Here is a 14,768-nt window from a genome sequence, read left to right as displayed (position 1 = left end):
GAGGAGCGTGTGTTTGTCAGCCGGTGCCGGGCAGGTCCGCGGCGCAGCGGAACCCCATGTGGCCGGTGCTGCTGTCGGGGGTGTTGGAGGTGCGCGCGGCGACGCGATAGCGGTTGCAGTACGACGCGTGGCACAGATAGGAGCCGCCGCGGATCACCTTCGCCTCCCCGGTGGGAGGTCCGGCCGGATCGTGGCGGGTCTCCGGGCGGTCGGCCGCGTGCCATGTGGTGCTCCACCAGTCGGAACACCATTCCCACACGTTGCCCGAGGTGTTGTACAGGCCGTAGTTGTTGGCGCGGTAGGACTTGACCGGTGCGGTCCCCAGATAGCCGTCCTCGCCCGTGTTGACCTGCGGGAACTTCCCCTGCCAGATGTTGCAGCGATGCTGTCCGCGGGGCAGCAGCTCATTCCCCCAGGGGAAGCGGGAGCGCTCCAGACCGCCGCGCGCCGCCCTCTCCCACTCCGCCTCCGTGGGCAGGCGCTTGCCCGCCCAGGCCGCGTAGGCGGCGGCGTCGCGCCAGGAGACGTGGACGACGGGGTGGTTCGACAGCTCGGTCCATGACGACCCCGGCCCGTAGGGCGCCCGCCAGCACGCCCCCTCGACCGCCAGCCACCAGGGCGCCTGCGCCACCGTGCCGTCGCGCACCATGTTCCGGGCGGCGGGGTGGACGAGCGCGTAGAACACGAAGGACCAGCCGTAGCGCTCGGCATCGGTCCGGTAGCCGCTGCCGCGCACGAACGCCGCGAACTGGCGGTTGGTGACGGCGGTGGCATCGATTCGGAACGGCGACATCCGCACCTCCCGGACCGGGCCCTCACCGTCCTCGGGGAACGCGTCGGCGTCGTCGCCTCCCATCAGATACGTCCCCCCGGGGATGCGCAGCATGGCGCGCATCCCCTGCGCCCGGTCCCGCTCCGGGGCCCGGACCGTCGGCACGGTGTATGGCTCGGGGTTCTCCTGGTCGCCGCCCCCTGAGCTGGGGGCGCAACATGCGCCTGACATCGTTCCTCCGACCGCGGCTGCTGTTCGTGGGCTCGAGAGTACGTCCCGCCACGATCGGAGGCGCCGGGGGACTGCGGCGGTTCAGTGGGCCCAGGCGGGTGTCCACGTCCCGGCGGCGGAGTGGTCGAACCGGCCAGAGGCGAAGTGGCGGCGGAGGGCGTCGAGCGCCGGGTGGGGGTTGTCGCGGTGCCACAGCAGGGAGTGCGGGTAGACCGGTATCGGGTCGCGCAGGGGAATGCGGCGCAGGTCGTGCTCGGCGGGCCAGACGAGGCGGGTCTGTTCGCCGACGAACGTGGCCAGGGACCGGGAGTCGGCGACGGTGTCGAGCAGGGGCTCGGTCCCGAAGTCGGGGCCGGTGATCTCGATGGTCAGCCCGAACGCGGTGGCGAGGTCGTCGTAGTAGGCCGTCGACTCGGTGCCGGGGACGAGACCGGGCATCCAGATCCGGTGTCCGGCGAGTTCGGCGGGCATGACCGCGCGGGCGGTGGCAAGTTCGTGGGCCGGCCCGGTGAGGACTTGGACGGGCTCGTCGAAGGCCCGGGTGGCGCCGATGTCGTCGGGGAGCTTCCGGCCGGGCATGGTGACGGCGCGGAAGGACGCGTCGATGGTGCCGGAGCGGAGGGCGTCGATGGCCGTGTCGACGTCCACGAGGGTCACGAGGTCCAGCCCGGCCTCGGGGTGCGCGCGATGGAAGTCGCGCAGCGCGGCGGCCGGGGCGAGCCGTCGGCCGATCACGTCGACGCGCAGCGCGCGGCGGCCGGGGGACACGGAGGCGACCGCCCGCGCTTCGGCCTGGAGGAGTTCGCGGGCGTGGGGCAGGAACGCCTGTCCGTCGATGGTGAGCTTCGCTCCCCGAGCGGTGCGGGTGAACAGCCGCACCCCGAGGGTCTTCTCCAGCGTGGCGATGCGCTTGGAGACGGCCTGCTGGGTGACCGCCAGGTCGGTGGCGGCGTCCTGGAACCGCCCCGCCTCCGCGGCGGCCACGAAGGTGCGCACGGCGTCGAGATCCACGCCGGGCAGCATATCGACACAACCGCTGGTTGTGTCGTGCGGCGGATCGGTTGTTTGCTCCGGGCCCTCGCTCCTCGCTTGGATACCGACGGTCAGCGTGTGGTGGGTGCGGGTCGGCGGCTCGGGTCCTTCTGACGGATCTCCGTGGGAGAAGGAGCGGCGTCCGGTGCGTGCTCTCGGTGTGCCGCGTGGAAGCCCTCGTAGCGGAGCTATTGGGGTTTCGCGCGGTGCGGCGAGCCGGGGGCACCTCCCAGCGGTAGCTGGGAGACCGTGCAGGGCGTCGCGACGCCGCGGAGATCCGTCAGAAAGACCCTAGTTAGGGGGCATGGGACATGGCGGGCAGACGGACGCTGGGGCGTCGTTTCGGGTGGCTGTGGGCGGCGTACGCGGTCAGCGCGTACGGAACGGGGTTCGGCTTCGGCGCGTTTCCCCTGATCGCGGTCCTCGTGCTGCACTCCGGACCGGCCGAGGTGGCGGCGCTGGCCGCTGCGGGGCGCGCCGTGGGGGCGCTGGTCGCGGTGCCGCTCGGGCCGTGGGTGGAGTTCCGCCGCAAGCGACGGGTCATGGTGGCGATGGACCTGATCCGGTGCGCGGCGATGATGAGCGTCCCCGCCGCGTTCGCGCTCGGCCGGCTCACCTTCGTACAACTCCTGGTCGTGTCCGTCGCCGTCGCCGCGGCCAACATCGCCTTCAACGCCGCCAGTGGCGCGTACCTGAAAGCGCTCCTGCCGCCGGAGGACCTGCTCGTCGCGAACAGCCGGTTCGAGTCCACGACATGGACCGCGACGGTGGTCGGACCGCCCCTCGGCGGGGCCGCGATCGGGATGTTCGGCCCGGTGACCACGATCGTGGCCGACGCGGTCAGCTATCTGCTCTCGGGCTTGAGCATCCGCGCCATCGGCGGGACGGAGCCGCGCCCCGCACGCACCGGCACCCGGCGGCTGCGCGCGGGCGATCTGCTCGAAGGGTGGCGCCACATCCTCACCCACGCCGGGCTGCGGCCGCTGTTCTTCAACGCGATCGTGGTCAACGGTCTGATCATGGCCTCCGAGCCGTTGCTGGCCGTACTCCTGCTGGGCGCCCTCGGATTCGCCCCCTGGCAGTACGGTCTGGCGTTCGCGGCCCCGTGCGTGGGCGGCCTGATCGGCGCCCGCCTGGCGCGCCCGCTCGCCGCGCGGTTCGGGCAGCACCGGATGCTCCTCGTCGCCGGGGCGCTGCGTGCGGTCTGGCCGGTGGGGCTGGCGTTCGTCGGTCCCGGTGTCCCCGGGATCGTCCTCGTCATCGCCGTCCAGCTCGGCCTGGTGACGTGCTGCGGCCTGTTCGCTCCCCTGCTGGCGACCTACCGGCTCGACCACACCGGCCCCGACCGGGTCGCCCGTACCCTGACCGCGTGGTCGGTCAGCAGCAGCACCGCCATCGCGGCGATGACCGCCCTGTGGGGTCTGCTGGCCGCCGCCACCAGTCCCCGTACCGCGGTCGCGGCCGCCGGAATCGTCCTCCTGGCCACCCCGCTGATGCTCCCGCGCCGGGAGACCGCGCCCCGGCCCGAGCTCACGGGTGCCGCGGAAGCCGTCGATCGCGTCTGAGACCGGAAGCCTCAGCCGGTTCGCGGGCTCAGCGGGGCGGCTCCATGCCCGTCACCCGGGCGACCAGATCGGCCCAGCCCGCCTCCAGCCGGTCCAGGGGCATCCCGCGCTGCCGGGTCAGGTGGTGGATCAGGGCAGGGTCGAGATATCCCATCAGCACCTGGGCCAGGAGATCACAGTCGGCGTGCGGTGTGATCTGCCGCAGCAGGACGGTGACGTGCGTGGTGAGGGCCTGAGCCGATGGGTGGGCGAACCGGCGAGCGGGCTCCGGCTGGGCCGCCAGTTGGAGGTCCAACTGCTCCGCCGAGCGGTGCAGCAGCGCCACGCCGAACGCCCGCAGCCGCTCCTCGGGCGGTGCTCCGGGGCCCAGCGGCGGCGGTCCGCCGAGGAAGTCGGCCTGGAGCGTCTTCGCGGAATGGTCCAGCAGCGCCATCAGGAGTCCGGTGCGGTCGCCGAAGCGCCGGAAGACGGTGCCCTTCCCCACCTGGGCGGCGGCGGCCACCGCCTCCATCGTCACCCCGGCAACGCCGTGCTCGGCGATCAGCCGGGCGGCGGCCTCCAGCAGCCGGGCCCGGTTGCGCGCCGCGTCGGCCCGCAGGCACGGCTCGTCCCCGGCGGGGCCGAGCTGGAGCAACTCGGGCTCGCCGAGCGGCTGTTGCGGCGTCGGCAAAGGGGGCAGGGCGCTGGACATGAAAACAGCGTAAAGCATGGGAAAAGAAAACTGGACCGTGGTCCGGTTAGCCGCTACAACATTAAACGGACCTCGGTCCGGATGATGACAACGTTGAGCACCGTGGAGTTCGCATGTCTGTTCGTATTCTTGCGCTCGTCGGCAGCCTTCGCGCCGGTTCGCACAACCGCCAGCTCGCCGAGGCGGCCGTCAAGTTCGCCCCCGAGGGCGCGGACGTGGAGATCTTCGAGGGCCTGGCCGAGATCCCGTTCTACAACGAGGACATCGACGTCAAGGACGTCGTCCCGGCCGCCGCCGCCAAGCTGCGCGAGGCCGCGGCGTCCGCCGACGCCTTCCTGCTCGTCTCGCCCGAGTACAACGGCACCATCCCGGCCGTCCTGAAGAACGCCATCGACTGGCTGTCCCGCCCGTTCGGCGCCGGCGCCTTCGGCGGCAAGCCGGTCGCCGTCGTCGGCACCGCCTTCGGCCAGTACGGCGGTGTGTGGGCGCAGGACGAGACCCGCAAGTCCGCGGGCATCGCCGGTGGCAAGGTGCTGGAGGACGTCAAGCTCTCCATCCCCGGTTCGCTGACCCGTTTCGCGGAGACCCACCCGGCCGATGACGCCGAGGTCGCCGCGCAGCTGACCGAGGTGGTCGCACGCCTGCACGGCCACGTGGAGGCCGCCGCCTGACCGATACGGCCGCGACGGCAGTGCCCGCGCGGGCATGGGTCACTGGTCGTCCGGGCACGGCTCGGTGTCCCGTGACACGCCCAGACGCGGGGCGGCGCGCTGAGCGGGGGTGTAGGGGCCGTGCAGGGCCGAGCACAGGGTCCGGTGCCATTGGCCGGGGGAAAGGCGCAGGGTCAGGTCGTCGCGGGGGCTGAGCAGGCGCAGCGTATCGCCGGCGAGGCGCCAGGCGGCCGGGCTTCCCGCCGTAGGCTCTTCGAGGCGGCCGAGCAGCTCACCGTCGGGAGAAACCACTCCGACGTGCCCCAGGAAATTCACGACGAGGGTTCCGTCGCTCGCCACGCCCATGAGTCCCTCGGCCCCCTCCAGGCGACGGGTCCGGCCGTCCTTGCGCTCCTCGTCCACCTGCCACCATGCCACCCTGCGGTCGTCTTCGAGCGCGGCAAGCCGGTCACCGTCGGGGGTGAAGGCCAGCCAGGCCGCTCCGTTGTAGCGGAGCGGAGCGCCCTCGAGCCGTGCGACGCGGGTGCCGTGCCGCGCGTCCCACACCTCGGCCCGGCCGCGCTCCCGCCAGGGGTCCATGACCACCGCCACTTGGTCGCGGCGGCCCGGCCTCGGGGTGAGCTGACCCGTTTCGGGAAAGGTGCCCGATTCCGGCGGGGTCCGCTCCAGGTGGACGGGGCCGCCGCTCTGGACCCCGGTGCGCGGGTCGAGCCGGACCAGGCTGCCGCCCCGGCAGAGGACCACCAGTTCACCGCCGGCCGTCTGCACGATGTCCTGCGGCGCGTTCCAGGCCGGACTGCCCGCCCGGCCGCAGTCCCACGCGACCCGCACCCGCGGGCGCAGCGTGTCGACGTCGTACAGGAGCGCGGTGGTTGACTTCTCGGACCAGACCAGCAGCGCGTCCGCGCCCTTCCAGGTGACCCAGCGCAGGCGGAGGTCGAGGTCCTTCTGCTTGCGGACGCGCTCGGGCAGGAGCGTGTCGCGCCGCCGGACGCCGGGGCCCAGCACCTCCAGCCGCCCCCGGTGCAGGCGTGCGGCGCGCGGGCCGTCGGGTTCTCCGGCCAGGGCGGCATCGGTCGCCGACGCGTCGTCGTCACGGGCCTGAAGCGGCGGGGGCGCCGGTACGGCCCGTACCCGAAGCAGGGAGTTGCCCTCGGCGGTGAGCAGCGTGCGCGGGCCCGGGCCGCTTCCGGCGACCGCGACACCCATGGAATGCGCCTTGCCCGGCACCGTGGCGGTCCAGTAGCGGTGGTCGCCGCGTGCGTCGAGGATCGTGACGCGCCGGAAGTCGCCCCGCTGGGCCGACGTCGTGCCGTTCTCGTCGATGAGGTGGGTTCCCGTCCCGTCCACGCGCCTGATGCTCCCCGGGAGCGTGCCGCTCGGCTGGTTCGCTCCGGGCACCAGGGAGTACCAGCGGGCGGCGCCGTCCTCCGGCGTCACCCAGACACCGCGGCCCCGGTCGGCCTGCTGCGCTCCCAGGACGTCCATCTGCCGGTAGACCCGGCGGACGCGCTCGCCGGATTCGGTGGCATGGATGTCGAGAGAGCTCTCGAAGCGTGGCTGCCGCCCGCCGTTCACCCGTCGGCTGACGGTCACGGCGATCCGGTCCCCGTTCCCGAGCAGCCAGGCGGAGCTGGGATTCTCGGGCTCCCGCCGCCCCGCGGACCGTTGGGACATGGGCAGTTTCCGACCGGTTGCCGCGTCCCACAGACGCACCAGCGCCCGTCGTCCGTCGTCCTCGGGGCGCGGCTCCTTGAAGCGGAAGAAGTGCAGCAGGCGTTTGCCGTCCTCGGAGAAGTCCACGGATGATTCGTAGACGTCCCCACGGTCGGCCAACGGACCGGACAGGGTGTGCGGCCGGGGGACGGAGTCGGTCAGGTTCCAGAGCAGGACCCTCCCGCCCGCCGTCGCCATCGAGTAGCGCCGGCCGTCGTCACTGACCGCGTCCTGAAAGCTGTTCAGTCCGAGGTCGGCGGGTACGCCGCGCAGCCGTGTCGCACGCGGTCTGCCCTCACGGGCACCGGTGACGGCCGTGACCTCCAAGGCGGCCTTGCCGTCCGGCTGGGAGATCACCACGAGAGTCCGGCCGTCCGGTGTCACCCTCATCCTCTGTGCCGAGCCCCGCCACAGCCCGCTGTGCGAGGACACCACGTCGTGCGCACGGACGTACTGAGCGAACAGGGCCTGCTGCGCCTCCGGCGTGTGCCGCGCCTGCCAGGCGCCCGCGGCGTAGCGGAACGCGCTGTCCGGGGAGCGCTCCGCCGTGTCGCCGGACAGTTCGCTCAGCTCCGCGGCAGCGGCCGTGCGCAACTCGCGCAGGTCCCGTTGCCGGGCCCGGTAGGTGTCCACCGCGAGTGCCGTCGCCACCAGCGCCAGTGCGGTGACGAGTCCGGTGAGGCCCCAGAGGCGTCGCAGCCCACGCCGCTGCCGCCGTCGCCCCGCCTCCAGGTAGGCCCGTTCGAGGCCGGTGAGGTCTTCGGGGCGGACGCCCAGCCACTCCAGGCCCTGGGCCAGGCGCACCCCGTGCGGCAGCAGTCCCGCGGGCCGGCCGCGCTCCTCCCATTCGGCGGCGTCCCCCGCGGTGCGGTCCTGCCACTCGCGGAACTCGGCGCCGTCGCGCAGCCAGCCCGCCACGCGCGGCCATTCCCGGAGCAGCGCCTCGTGGACCACGTGCACGGTGCCGCCGGAGCCCTCGTCGGCGGGACCGTGCGCGACGTCCCATACGAGGAGGCGGCGCGCGGCCAGCGTACGCGCCAACTCCGCTTGCTCCGAGGTCAGTTGGTGGGTGGGCAGGGCGCGGCGGGTGAACCCTCCCCGGCCGTCGGGCCGGGCGAGCTGCTGGAAGAGGCGACGGGCGGCGTCCTCGGCCGTGCCGCTGCGCGCGAGGCACTGGTCGAGGGTGGTGTCGGCGTACGCGGCCAGGGCGCCCCCGACGCCGCCGATCTCCTCGTATGCGGCGTGCGTCAGGGTGTTGGCCTCGCGGCGGCGCCACAGCTGGGTGAGCGTGAACTGGAGCAGCGGCAGGCAGCCCGGCTCGCCGACGGCGTCGTTCACCAGACGCCGGATCAGGCCGTCCTCGAGGCGGAGCCCGGGTACGGTTCTGACCGGTTCCTCGACGGCGCGGGTGAGCGCCTCCTCGGTCATCGGGGCGAGGAACGTCACCGCGCGGCCCAGCGATGCCGAGGTGTCGGCCGCGGTGAGCGCCTCCAGCGTGGCCGGCCGCGCGGTCAGTACGACGCGCAGTCCGCCGCCCTGTGCCGGGTCGGGGGCCTGGGTCAGCGCCGACAGCAGGTGGAAGGCCCGCAGCGCTCCGTGCGGCGCGTCGGCGGCGTACTCCTCGAACTGGTCCAGGAGGAGCACGGCACCCCTCGGCCCGAGTTCGTCGCACAGGCGGCCCCGCAAGGCGATCCGCTCCGCCTCGGACCCGGCACACGCCTCGCGTACCGCGGCGAGGCGCTCCTGGCGGGCGCTTGTGTCGGGGACCGCCCCGTGCCAGACCGCGGTGACCGCCTCGGCGACCCAGGCGTCGGCGTGCTCGGGCGGGGCGCCGGATGCGTCGGCGGGCCGGGGCACCCGCAGGGCAGAGGGCGTGCGACGACGCCGTAGGTCCGCCAATAATCCGGCTCTGAGCAGGGACGACTTACCGCTGCCCGAGGGGCCGACCAGGACGGTGAGGGGTCGGGAGCCCAGCGCCGCCACCAGCTCGCCCACCTCGTTCTCCCGGCCGTGGAAGTACCGGGCGTCTCCCTCCTCGAACCGGTCCAGACCGCGGAACGGGCAGGGCAGGGACACATCCGATCCGAGGAGCCGGTCCACCGGGATGAGATACGCGGTGCCGCTGATGCCGTACCGCCCGCGGGTGACCAGCATCCCGACCACGGCGCTGTGCGCCACGTCCCAGACAGCGGCCCCGCTGAACCCCCGCCCGATGGGCACTCCGTGCGCCGCCAAGTCGAGCTGGAGCCGGTCGGCACGCTGCCGGCCGCGCAGCACGCCAGTGGCGTTCACCCCGCGTGGCGCGTCCTCGGGGAAGCCGAAGGCGCGGATCTCCCCGCCCCACTCATCGCCGGTGCCGTCCACGAACGGCAGCGGTTCCGTACCGTCCACCGCCTCGGCCAGGCGCAGGACCGCGATGTCGTCCTCCGGCCTCCAGGATTCCACCTCGGCGGAGACCGGGGCTCCCGCGTCGGCCCCGGTGAGCAGCGGAAAGTCCACGGAAACCGGTCCCTCGGGACGGCCCCCTCCCGGCTCCTGCACCACATGGGCGCAGGTGCACACCAACCGGTCGGCCACGAGGAAGCCCGCACCGGCGACCACCCCGTCGGCGCCGAACACCCGGGCGGCGCCCCGCTCGTACCGGGCCCCGCGCGGCAGAGAACTAGGGGGCATCGGTTCGGTCACGCTCGCCGGGCCCCCATTCAACCCCCACGGTGAAGTGCGCCTCACCGGCGGTCTTGGCGAGGACCACACCGGCCTCGGCCGTCACCTTCATACCGAACTCCAGCGTGATCCGGTCCGGGCGGGACGACATGGTGCGCAGCGAGTCGACGACGTCCTGGACGGCCGGGCGCACCCGGTCCACCGCGTTGCGCAGGGTGTCGGCGGCGTCCCCGACGGCGTCCGCCATCCGTTGCCTGCCGATGGGCTCGTACGGGTCGCCGGATGCCGGGCGGGAGGGGGTGGGCGTGGTGGTCTCCACCCGCAGGAGTGAGCCGTCGTCGAGTTCGATCGTGGTGATGGCTGTCATGGCGCTGGGACCCGTCCTGTGGTGCTGAAAAAGCGGTCCTACCAGACCGTATCCGCCGACGGGCCGGACGTCACCGAAATGAACGAGCCAAAGGGGGCGCAGAGTTACTGGTCGAAGGTGATGCCGCACAGTCTGCGGATCTCATCCATCGACCGGAGCGTGACGAGCGATTCCTCCAGGGGCCGCAACGGGGTCTCCCGCAGGCCCGCGGCGACGCACCGGGCCACCTCGGCGGCCTCGAAGTACAGGGCGTCGTGGGCGGTTCGCGGTTCGGTGTACGTCAGCTGCGTGCCGCTGCCCGACGGAGTGAGGATCGTCGGTGGTCCGGGCGCCGGGCACGGTACCGGCGACGGAGGCCGCACGCTCCTTGTCGATGTCCGCGACCAGCGTGACCTCGGCGCCGGAGACGTGGCGGTGGAGCGTGGCGACGTGGTCTGCGCCCATGTTGCCCGCGCCGATCACGCCGATGCGTACGCCGCTCATGTCAGCGTCACCCACGCTCCGCTGTCGACGGACTGCGTCATGGCGTCCAGTACGGCCGCGCTGTGCACGGCGTCGTCCAGAGTGGCCCCGTACGGTGTGCCCTCGGTGATCGAGCGCAGGAAGCGGTACGCCTCGATCACCTTGAGGTCGTCGTAGCCCATGCTGGTCGCCGCGCCCGGCTGGAAGGCGCCGTACTCACCGGCGCCCGGGCCGACGTGCACCGTGCTGACCGGCTGGTCCTGGTAGGTCGTGCCGCGGCTCACGCCCAGCTCGTTCATCCGGCGGAAGTCCCAGAACACCGCGCCCTTGGTGCCGTGCACCTCGAAGCCGTAGTTGTTCTGCTCGCCGACCGAGACCCGGCTGGCCTCCAGCACACCGCGTGCGCCGGAGGCGAAGCGCAGCAGGCAGTTGACGTAGTCCTCGTTCTCGACCGGGCCGAGTTCGCCACCGGTGGCCAGGGTGTGACCGGCGGTGGCGCCGGTCGGACGGGCCCGCTCGGGGACGAAGACCGCGGTGTCGGCGGTCAGGGCGGCGATGTCGCCCAGCAGGAAGCGGGCCAGGTCCGCGCCGTGCGAAGCCAGGTCGCCCAGCACCCCGCTGCCCCCGCGCGCCCGCTCGTACCGCCAGGTCAGCGCGCCGTCCGGGTGCGCCGCGTAGTCGCTGAAGAGGCGGACGCGGGCGTGGGTGACCGTGCCCAGCTCACCGGAAGCGATGAGCTCGCGGGCCGCCTCGACGGCGGGCGCGTTGCGGTAGTTGAAGCCCACCGCTCCCTGCACACCGGCCGCGGCGACGGCATCGGCCACCGCGCGGGCGTCGTCGGTGGTCAGGCCGACCGGCTTCTCGATCCAGATGTGCTTGCCCGCCTCGGCCATCGCGACGCCGATCTCGCGGTGCAGGAAGTTCGGCGCGGTGATGCTGACGGCCTGCACCCGCGGATCCTGCGCGACCTCACGCCAGTCGCGGGTGGCCGAGGCGAACCCGAACTGCGCCGCGGCCTCCTCGGCCCGGCCGGGCACCGCCTCCGCCACCGAGTTCAGCTGCGGGCGTGCGCCCACGTGCGGGAAGTGGTGCGGGACACGGGCGTACGCCTGGGTGTGCACCCGGCCCATCCACCCGAATCCCACGACGGCGACGCCGAGCGTGCTTGCCATGACTGCCCTTCATTGGACCGTTCCATTCGTGCTCCACCACACCCTGAATCCCGTCCTCCCTCGTGTCAATGCCTTTGACACCCCCCACCGGCTTGTGGAACGGTCCATCCATGAGACCCCCGACGATCCGTGACGTGGCCGAGCGGGTCGGCGTGTCGAAATCACTGGTCTCCCTGGTGCTGCGCGGGTCCGAGCAGGTGAGCCCCGAGAAGCGGCAGGCCGTGCTGGCCGCCGTCGAGGATCTCGGCTACCGGCCCAACGCCGCCGCGCGCAGTCTGAGCGAGCGCCGCACCCGCTCGGTCGGCGTGCTGCTGAACGACATGCGCAACCCCTGGTTCGTGGAGCTGCTGGACGGCATGAACTCCCGTCTCCACGACAGCGGCCTGCACATGCTGCTCGCCGACGGCCACCTCAACCGGCGGCTCGGCGAGGACCTCACCCGCACCTTCACCGAACTGCGCGTCGACGGGCTGATAGCCGTGGGCACCCTGCCCCCCTCGAACGTGCTGCGCGCCGCGGCCACCCACATCCCCACCGTGGTGGCCGGCGCCCGCGAACCGGTGCTCCCCCGCGTCGACGTCGTCGCCAACGACGACGAGCACGGTGCGCGCCTGGCCACCGAGCACCTCATCGGACTCGGCCACCGCCGCATCGCCCACATCGCCGGCCAGGGCGTCGTCGGCGAGCTGCGCCGCCGCAGCTTCGAGACGGTCATGCACGAGCACGGCCTGGACGGCACGGCGCTCGTCGAGCAGGGCGACCTGACCGAAGAGGGCGGCTACCGGGCCATGGTCCGGCTGCTCAGTTCAACGCCGCGGCCGAGTGCGGTTTTCGCCTTCAACGACATCGCCTGCGTCGGCGCCCTGTCGGCAGCCGAGGAGTCGGGCCTCCAGGTCCCGCGGGACCTCTCCCTCGTCGGGTACGACAACACCTATCTCTCACGCCTGCGCCACCTGTGGCTGACCACGGTGGACAACGCCGGCCACGATGTCGGCCGCCGCGCCGCGCAGCACCTCCTGGACCGGATCGCGGATCCGGCACGCCCGGCAGAGACCGTCCTCTCGCCGCCGGCCCTCGAGGTACGGGGCACCACGGCGCCACCCGCGGCCGAGGTGGACTGAACCTTTCGGCCGCGGGCGGGACGGCACGCGGGCGTCCCTCACCCTCCCGATCGCGGCTCCGTCGTGAACCAGCCGGTCAGGGCGCCGCGCAGTGCGGCCACGAGGCGGGTGGCGGCCTCCTCCTCGGTGCGTCCGCTCTTGATGAGGTCGAGGATGTCGCGGGGGCCGAACAACGCGTTCCACAGGTAGAGGGCTTCGTCCCCGCGGTCTCCGAGGCCGAGAACGTCATGAAGTTGCGCACCCCGGCCTTGGCCGCACCGTAGCCGGCGCCGCCGAGCAGGTTGGGGTTGACGGCGGCGAGCGAGGACACGGTGACGATGGTCCCGGTGCCGCGGCCGAGCATGTCGGGCAGGGACCGCCTGATCCCGGCGCGCGAGGCCGTGACGCGTAACGCCCGCCCCCCTTACCGGTCGGCGGGGGCCGGAAGGAGTCCGTCGGCGACCAGCCCGTCGAGGACGGCCTCGCCCAGGGCGTGGACGGCGGACTGCGGCCGGACCATGACCGTGAACTCCTTGATCCGGCCGTCGTCGTCGAAGTGGAGCAGATCGATGCCGTGGATCTCCTTACCGCCCGCGACGGCCCGGAAGAGCAGGACCGCCGAGGAGGAGACACTGCCGTCGGCGCTCGTCTCCGCGGTGCCCTCGTGGTCGCCGACGTAGCGGAAGTTCCCGAAGGTACGCAGCAGGACCCCGAAGAGGCCCAGCACCATGGGCTTGCCTTCGAAGGGCGTGAACTTCACGGGGCTGTAGAAGCGGATGTCGTCCGTGAACAGATCCTCCAGGGCTGCCAGGTCGCGGTTGTCGACGGCGGCGCGGAACCGTGCGGCTGCGGTCATGACTCTCACCTCATACTCATAAATATGACTAGTCAGATTCATGAGTATGATGAGGCCGTTCCCAGGGCCGACGCAAGGAGGAGGAGAGCCGATGGCGTTGCGGCACGCGGTTCTCGCGGCGCTTCTCGACGAGGAGTTGAGCGGGTACCAGCTGGTCAAGGCGTTCGACCTCGGGGTGGCGAACTTCTGGCACGCCCAGCCGCAGCAGGTGTACGCGGAGCTGACGCGGCTGGAGAAGGACGGGCTGATCACGGGCCGGGAAGTGGTCCAGGACACCCGGCCCAACAAGCGCCTGTTCCAGGTCACCGACGCCGGACTGGCCGAACTGGACCACTTCACGACCACCGCCGCCAAACCGTCCTTCGTGCGGGACGACTTGGTCGTCAAGGTCCAGGCCGCCGATCACGTCGACACCCGGACGCTGATCGCTCGGCTGACCGAGCGCGCGGCGCTCGCCCAGGCCAAGATCGACCTGTTCGGCAAGCTCCTGCGCGGCATGCGGGGCGACCGCACCGAAGAGGAGTTCCTGCGCCACGGCGAGCGCATCGGCCCCTACCTCACCTGCCTGCGCGGCCTGGCCTTCGAACACGGCAACCTCGACTGGTGCGAGCGCACGGTCACCGTCCTCCGGGAAAGAGAAGGTGCCGATACCCCACGCCGATGACCCGCACTGCCCGCGCCACGTCAGCCGACGCGCCGCCGGGATTTGCGCCGCAGCCGCAAGGGGATGACGTACCAGCAGATGGCGAACCAGAGCATGACCAGGCCGACGATCACCTCGCCGACCACGCTGTCGGTGACGACCTTGAGGATGAGCAGCAGGGTGCACGCGATGGTGAGCGCCAGCAGCACCATTCCGCACACCATGAGCCGACCGGCGGCTTCCACAACCTCATCCTTCATGCGCAGCCCGGAGAGAAAGCGGTGGATCGACACCGGAGCGATCAAAGCGGCCACCGAGGAGGCTCCCAACGCCACCGTCACCACATAGAGCGTGCGGTCGAAGACTCCCAGGTCCCCGAACGCCGGTGTGAAGGCGAGGGAGAGCAGGAATCCGAAGAGGATCTGCACACCGGTCTGCGCGACCCGCGTCTCTTGGAGAATCTCGTTCCATTTCCGGTTGACGCGCTCGCGGGCGGACTCGGGCCGTTCGCGCTCTTCGGATGACGGCGTGTTCGTGCACGATGGGCATGATGAGTCACGCACTGCCGCGAGATGCGGTTCTGCAATCGTCATGTCTCCTCCGCTTCCCGAGGCCACGTGGCCCCCATGAACGCCTGCTTCACCTCGTCGAGGTCGCCTGCCGAGTGTTCCGTCCTCGGCCCGGGTGAGGGTCGGGTATGCGGAGCAGCGCGCGTCATGCCGCCGGAGCCTCGATCTGGTCGTGCAGCCGGGCGCAGGTGCGGTTGATCAGGCGGGACACGTGCATCTGGGAGATGCCGAGCTGTTCGGCGATCCGGCCCTGGGTC

Annotated in this window: 15 protein-coding genes and 2 pseudogenes; 4 read left to right on the top strand and 13 right to left on the bottom strand. The window is 72.2% G+C overall.

The features are described 5' to 3' along the window. Window positions 1-16: 16 nt before the first annotated feature. A complete protein-coding gene (locus LCH29_RS04080; RefSeq protein WP_446460301.1) occupies window positions 17-1,003 on the bottom strand; it encodes a formylglycine-generating enzyme family protein in 987 nt (328 codons plus the stop codon). 81 nt (window positions 1,004-1,084) lie between these two features. Beyond that, window positions 1,085-2,014, bottom strand: a complete 930-nt coding sequence (locus LCH29_RS04075) for a LysR family transcriptional regulator (protein ID WP_446460300.1) — start codon at window positions 2,012-2,014, stop codon at window positions 1,085-1,087. 332 nt (window positions 2,015-2,346) lie between these two features. Here LCH29_RS04075 and LCH29_RS04070 point away from each other — a divergent pair, with 332 nt between their 5' ends. Then, window positions 2,347-3,600: an MFS transporter gene (locus LCH29_RS04070; RefSeq protein WP_446460299.1), complete on the top strand. Its 1,254-nt coding sequence runs from the start codon at window positions 2,347-2,349 to the stop codon at window positions 3,598-3,600. A gap of 28 nt (window positions 3,601-3,628) precedes the next feature. On the opposite strand, the gene LCH29_RS04065 is transcribed toward LCH29_RS04070, so the two are convergent. Next, entirely contained in the window at window positions 3,629-4,309 is a 681-nt protein-coding gene (locus LCH29_RS04065; protein WP_446460298.1) for a TetR/AcrR family transcriptional regulator, read from the bottom strand. A gap of 95 nt (window positions 4,310-4,404) precedes the next feature. Here LCH29_RS04065 and LCH29_RS04060 point away from each other — a divergent pair, with 95 nt between their 5' ends. Continuing rightward, on the top strand, window positions 4,405-4,962 hold the full coding sequence (locus tag LCH29_RS04060) for an NAD(P)H-dependent oxidoreductase (RefSeq protein WP_446460297.1): 558 nt from the start codon (window positions 4,405-4,407) through the stop codon (window positions 4,960-4,962). Between the two features lie 39 nt (window positions 4,963-5,001). Here the strand turns inward: LCH29_RS04060 and LCH29_RS04055 are convergent, their stop codons facing one another. From LCH29_RS04055 to LCH29_RS04035, 5 genes and pseudogenes are all read right to left on the bottom strand, one after another. Next, a complete protein-coding gene (locus LCH29_RS04055; RefSeq protein WP_446460296.1) occupies window positions 5,002-9,351 on the bottom strand; it encodes an nSTAND1 domain-containing NTPase in 4,350 nt (1,449 codons plus the stop codon). Continuing rightward, a complete protein-coding gene (locus tag LCH29_RS04050) occupies window positions 9,341-9,709 on the bottom strand; it encodes a CU044_2847 family protein (RefSeq protein ID WP_446460295.1) in 369 nt (122 codons plus the stop codon). Before LCH29_RS04050 ends, LCH29_RS04055 begins: the two co-directional genes overlap by 11 nt. Before the next feature lie 104 nt (window positions 9,710-9,813). Further along, entirely contained in the window at window positions 9,814-10,071 is a 258-nt protein-coding gene (locus tag LCH29_RS04045; RefSeq protein WP_446460582.1) for a hypothetical protein, read from the bottom strand. Between the two features lie 34 nt (window positions 10,072-10,105). Then, window positions 10,106-10,153 (bottom strand): annotated as a pseudogene (locus LCH29_RS04040) (hypothetical protein); the annotation flags it as partial. 35 nt (window positions 10,154-10,188) lie between these two features. After that, window positions 10,189-11,343, bottom strand: coding sequence for a Gfo/Idh/MocA family protein (locus tag LCH29_RS04035; protein ID WP_446460294.1), 1,155 nt, complete (start codon window positions 11,341-11,343; stop codon window positions 10,189-10,191). 110 nt (window positions 11,344-11,453) lie between these two features. Here LCH29_RS04035 and LCH29_RS04030 point away from each other — a divergent pair, with 110 nt between their 5' ends. Next, a complete protein-coding gene (locus LCH29_RS04030; RefSeq protein ID WP_446460293.1) occupies window positions 11,454-12,464 on the top strand; it encodes a LacI family DNA-binding transcriptional regulator in 1,011 nt (336 codons plus the stop codon). Window positions 12,465-12,502: 38 nt separating this feature from the next. Here the strand turns inward: LCH29_RS04030 and LCH29_RS04025 are convergent, their stop codons facing one another. The 3 genes and pseudogenes from LCH29_RS04025 to LCH29_RS04015 all read right to left on the bottom strand — a co-directional run bounded on the left by LCH29_RS04025 (window position 12,503) and on the right by LCH29_RS04015 (window position 13,299). Further along, complete coding sequence (locus LCH29_RS04025; protein WP_446460581.1) at window positions 12,503-12,637, bottom strand: hypothetical protein; 135 nt, start codon at window positions 12,635-12,637, stop codon at window positions 12,503-12,505. A gap of 80 nt (window positions 12,638-12,717) precedes the next feature. Then, window positions 12,718-12,807: pseudogene (locus LCH29_RS04020) on the bottom strand (3-oxoacyl-ACP reductase); the annotation flags it as partial. A 60-nt stretch (window positions 12,808-12,867) separates the two neighbouring features. Then, window positions 12,868-13,299 carry a nuclear transport factor 2 family protein gene (locus LCH29_RS04015; protein ID WP_446460292.1) on the bottom strand — a complete coding sequence of 144 codons (432 nt, stop codon included), beginning with the start codon at window positions 13,297-13,299 and terminating at the stop codon, window positions 12,868-12,870. Between the two features lie 91 nt (window positions 13,300-13,390). Between LCH29_RS04015 and LCH29_RS04010 the strand changes: the two genes are divergently transcribed. Then, window positions 13,391-13,963, top strand: a complete 573-nt coding sequence (locus LCH29_RS04010) for a PadR family transcriptional regulator (RefSeq protein ID WP_446460291.1) — start codon at window positions 13,391-13,393, stop codon at window positions 13,961-13,963. A gap of 20 nt (window positions 13,964-13,983) precedes the next feature. Here the strand turns inward: LCH29_RS04010 and LCH29_RS04005 are convergent, their stop codons facing one another. After that, on the bottom strand, window positions 13,984-14,535 hold the full coding sequence (locus tag LCH29_RS04005) for a DUF6328 family protein (RefSeq protein ID WP_446460565.1): 552 nt from the start codon (window positions 14,533-14,535) through the stop codon (window positions 13,984-13,986). 121 nt (window positions 14,536-14,656) lie between these two features. Continuing rightward, window positions 14,657-14,768: sigma factor-like helix-turn-helix DNA-binding protein (locus LCH29_RS04000; protein ID WP_446460564.1), on the bottom strand; the 112-nt coding region annotated here is incomplete at its 5' end.

It is taken from the genome of Streptomyces sp. BRA346 (assembly GCF_052851135.1).
Note: the sequence above shows the minus strand (reverse complement) of the source record. Positions and strands in the feature narration are given on the sequence as shown.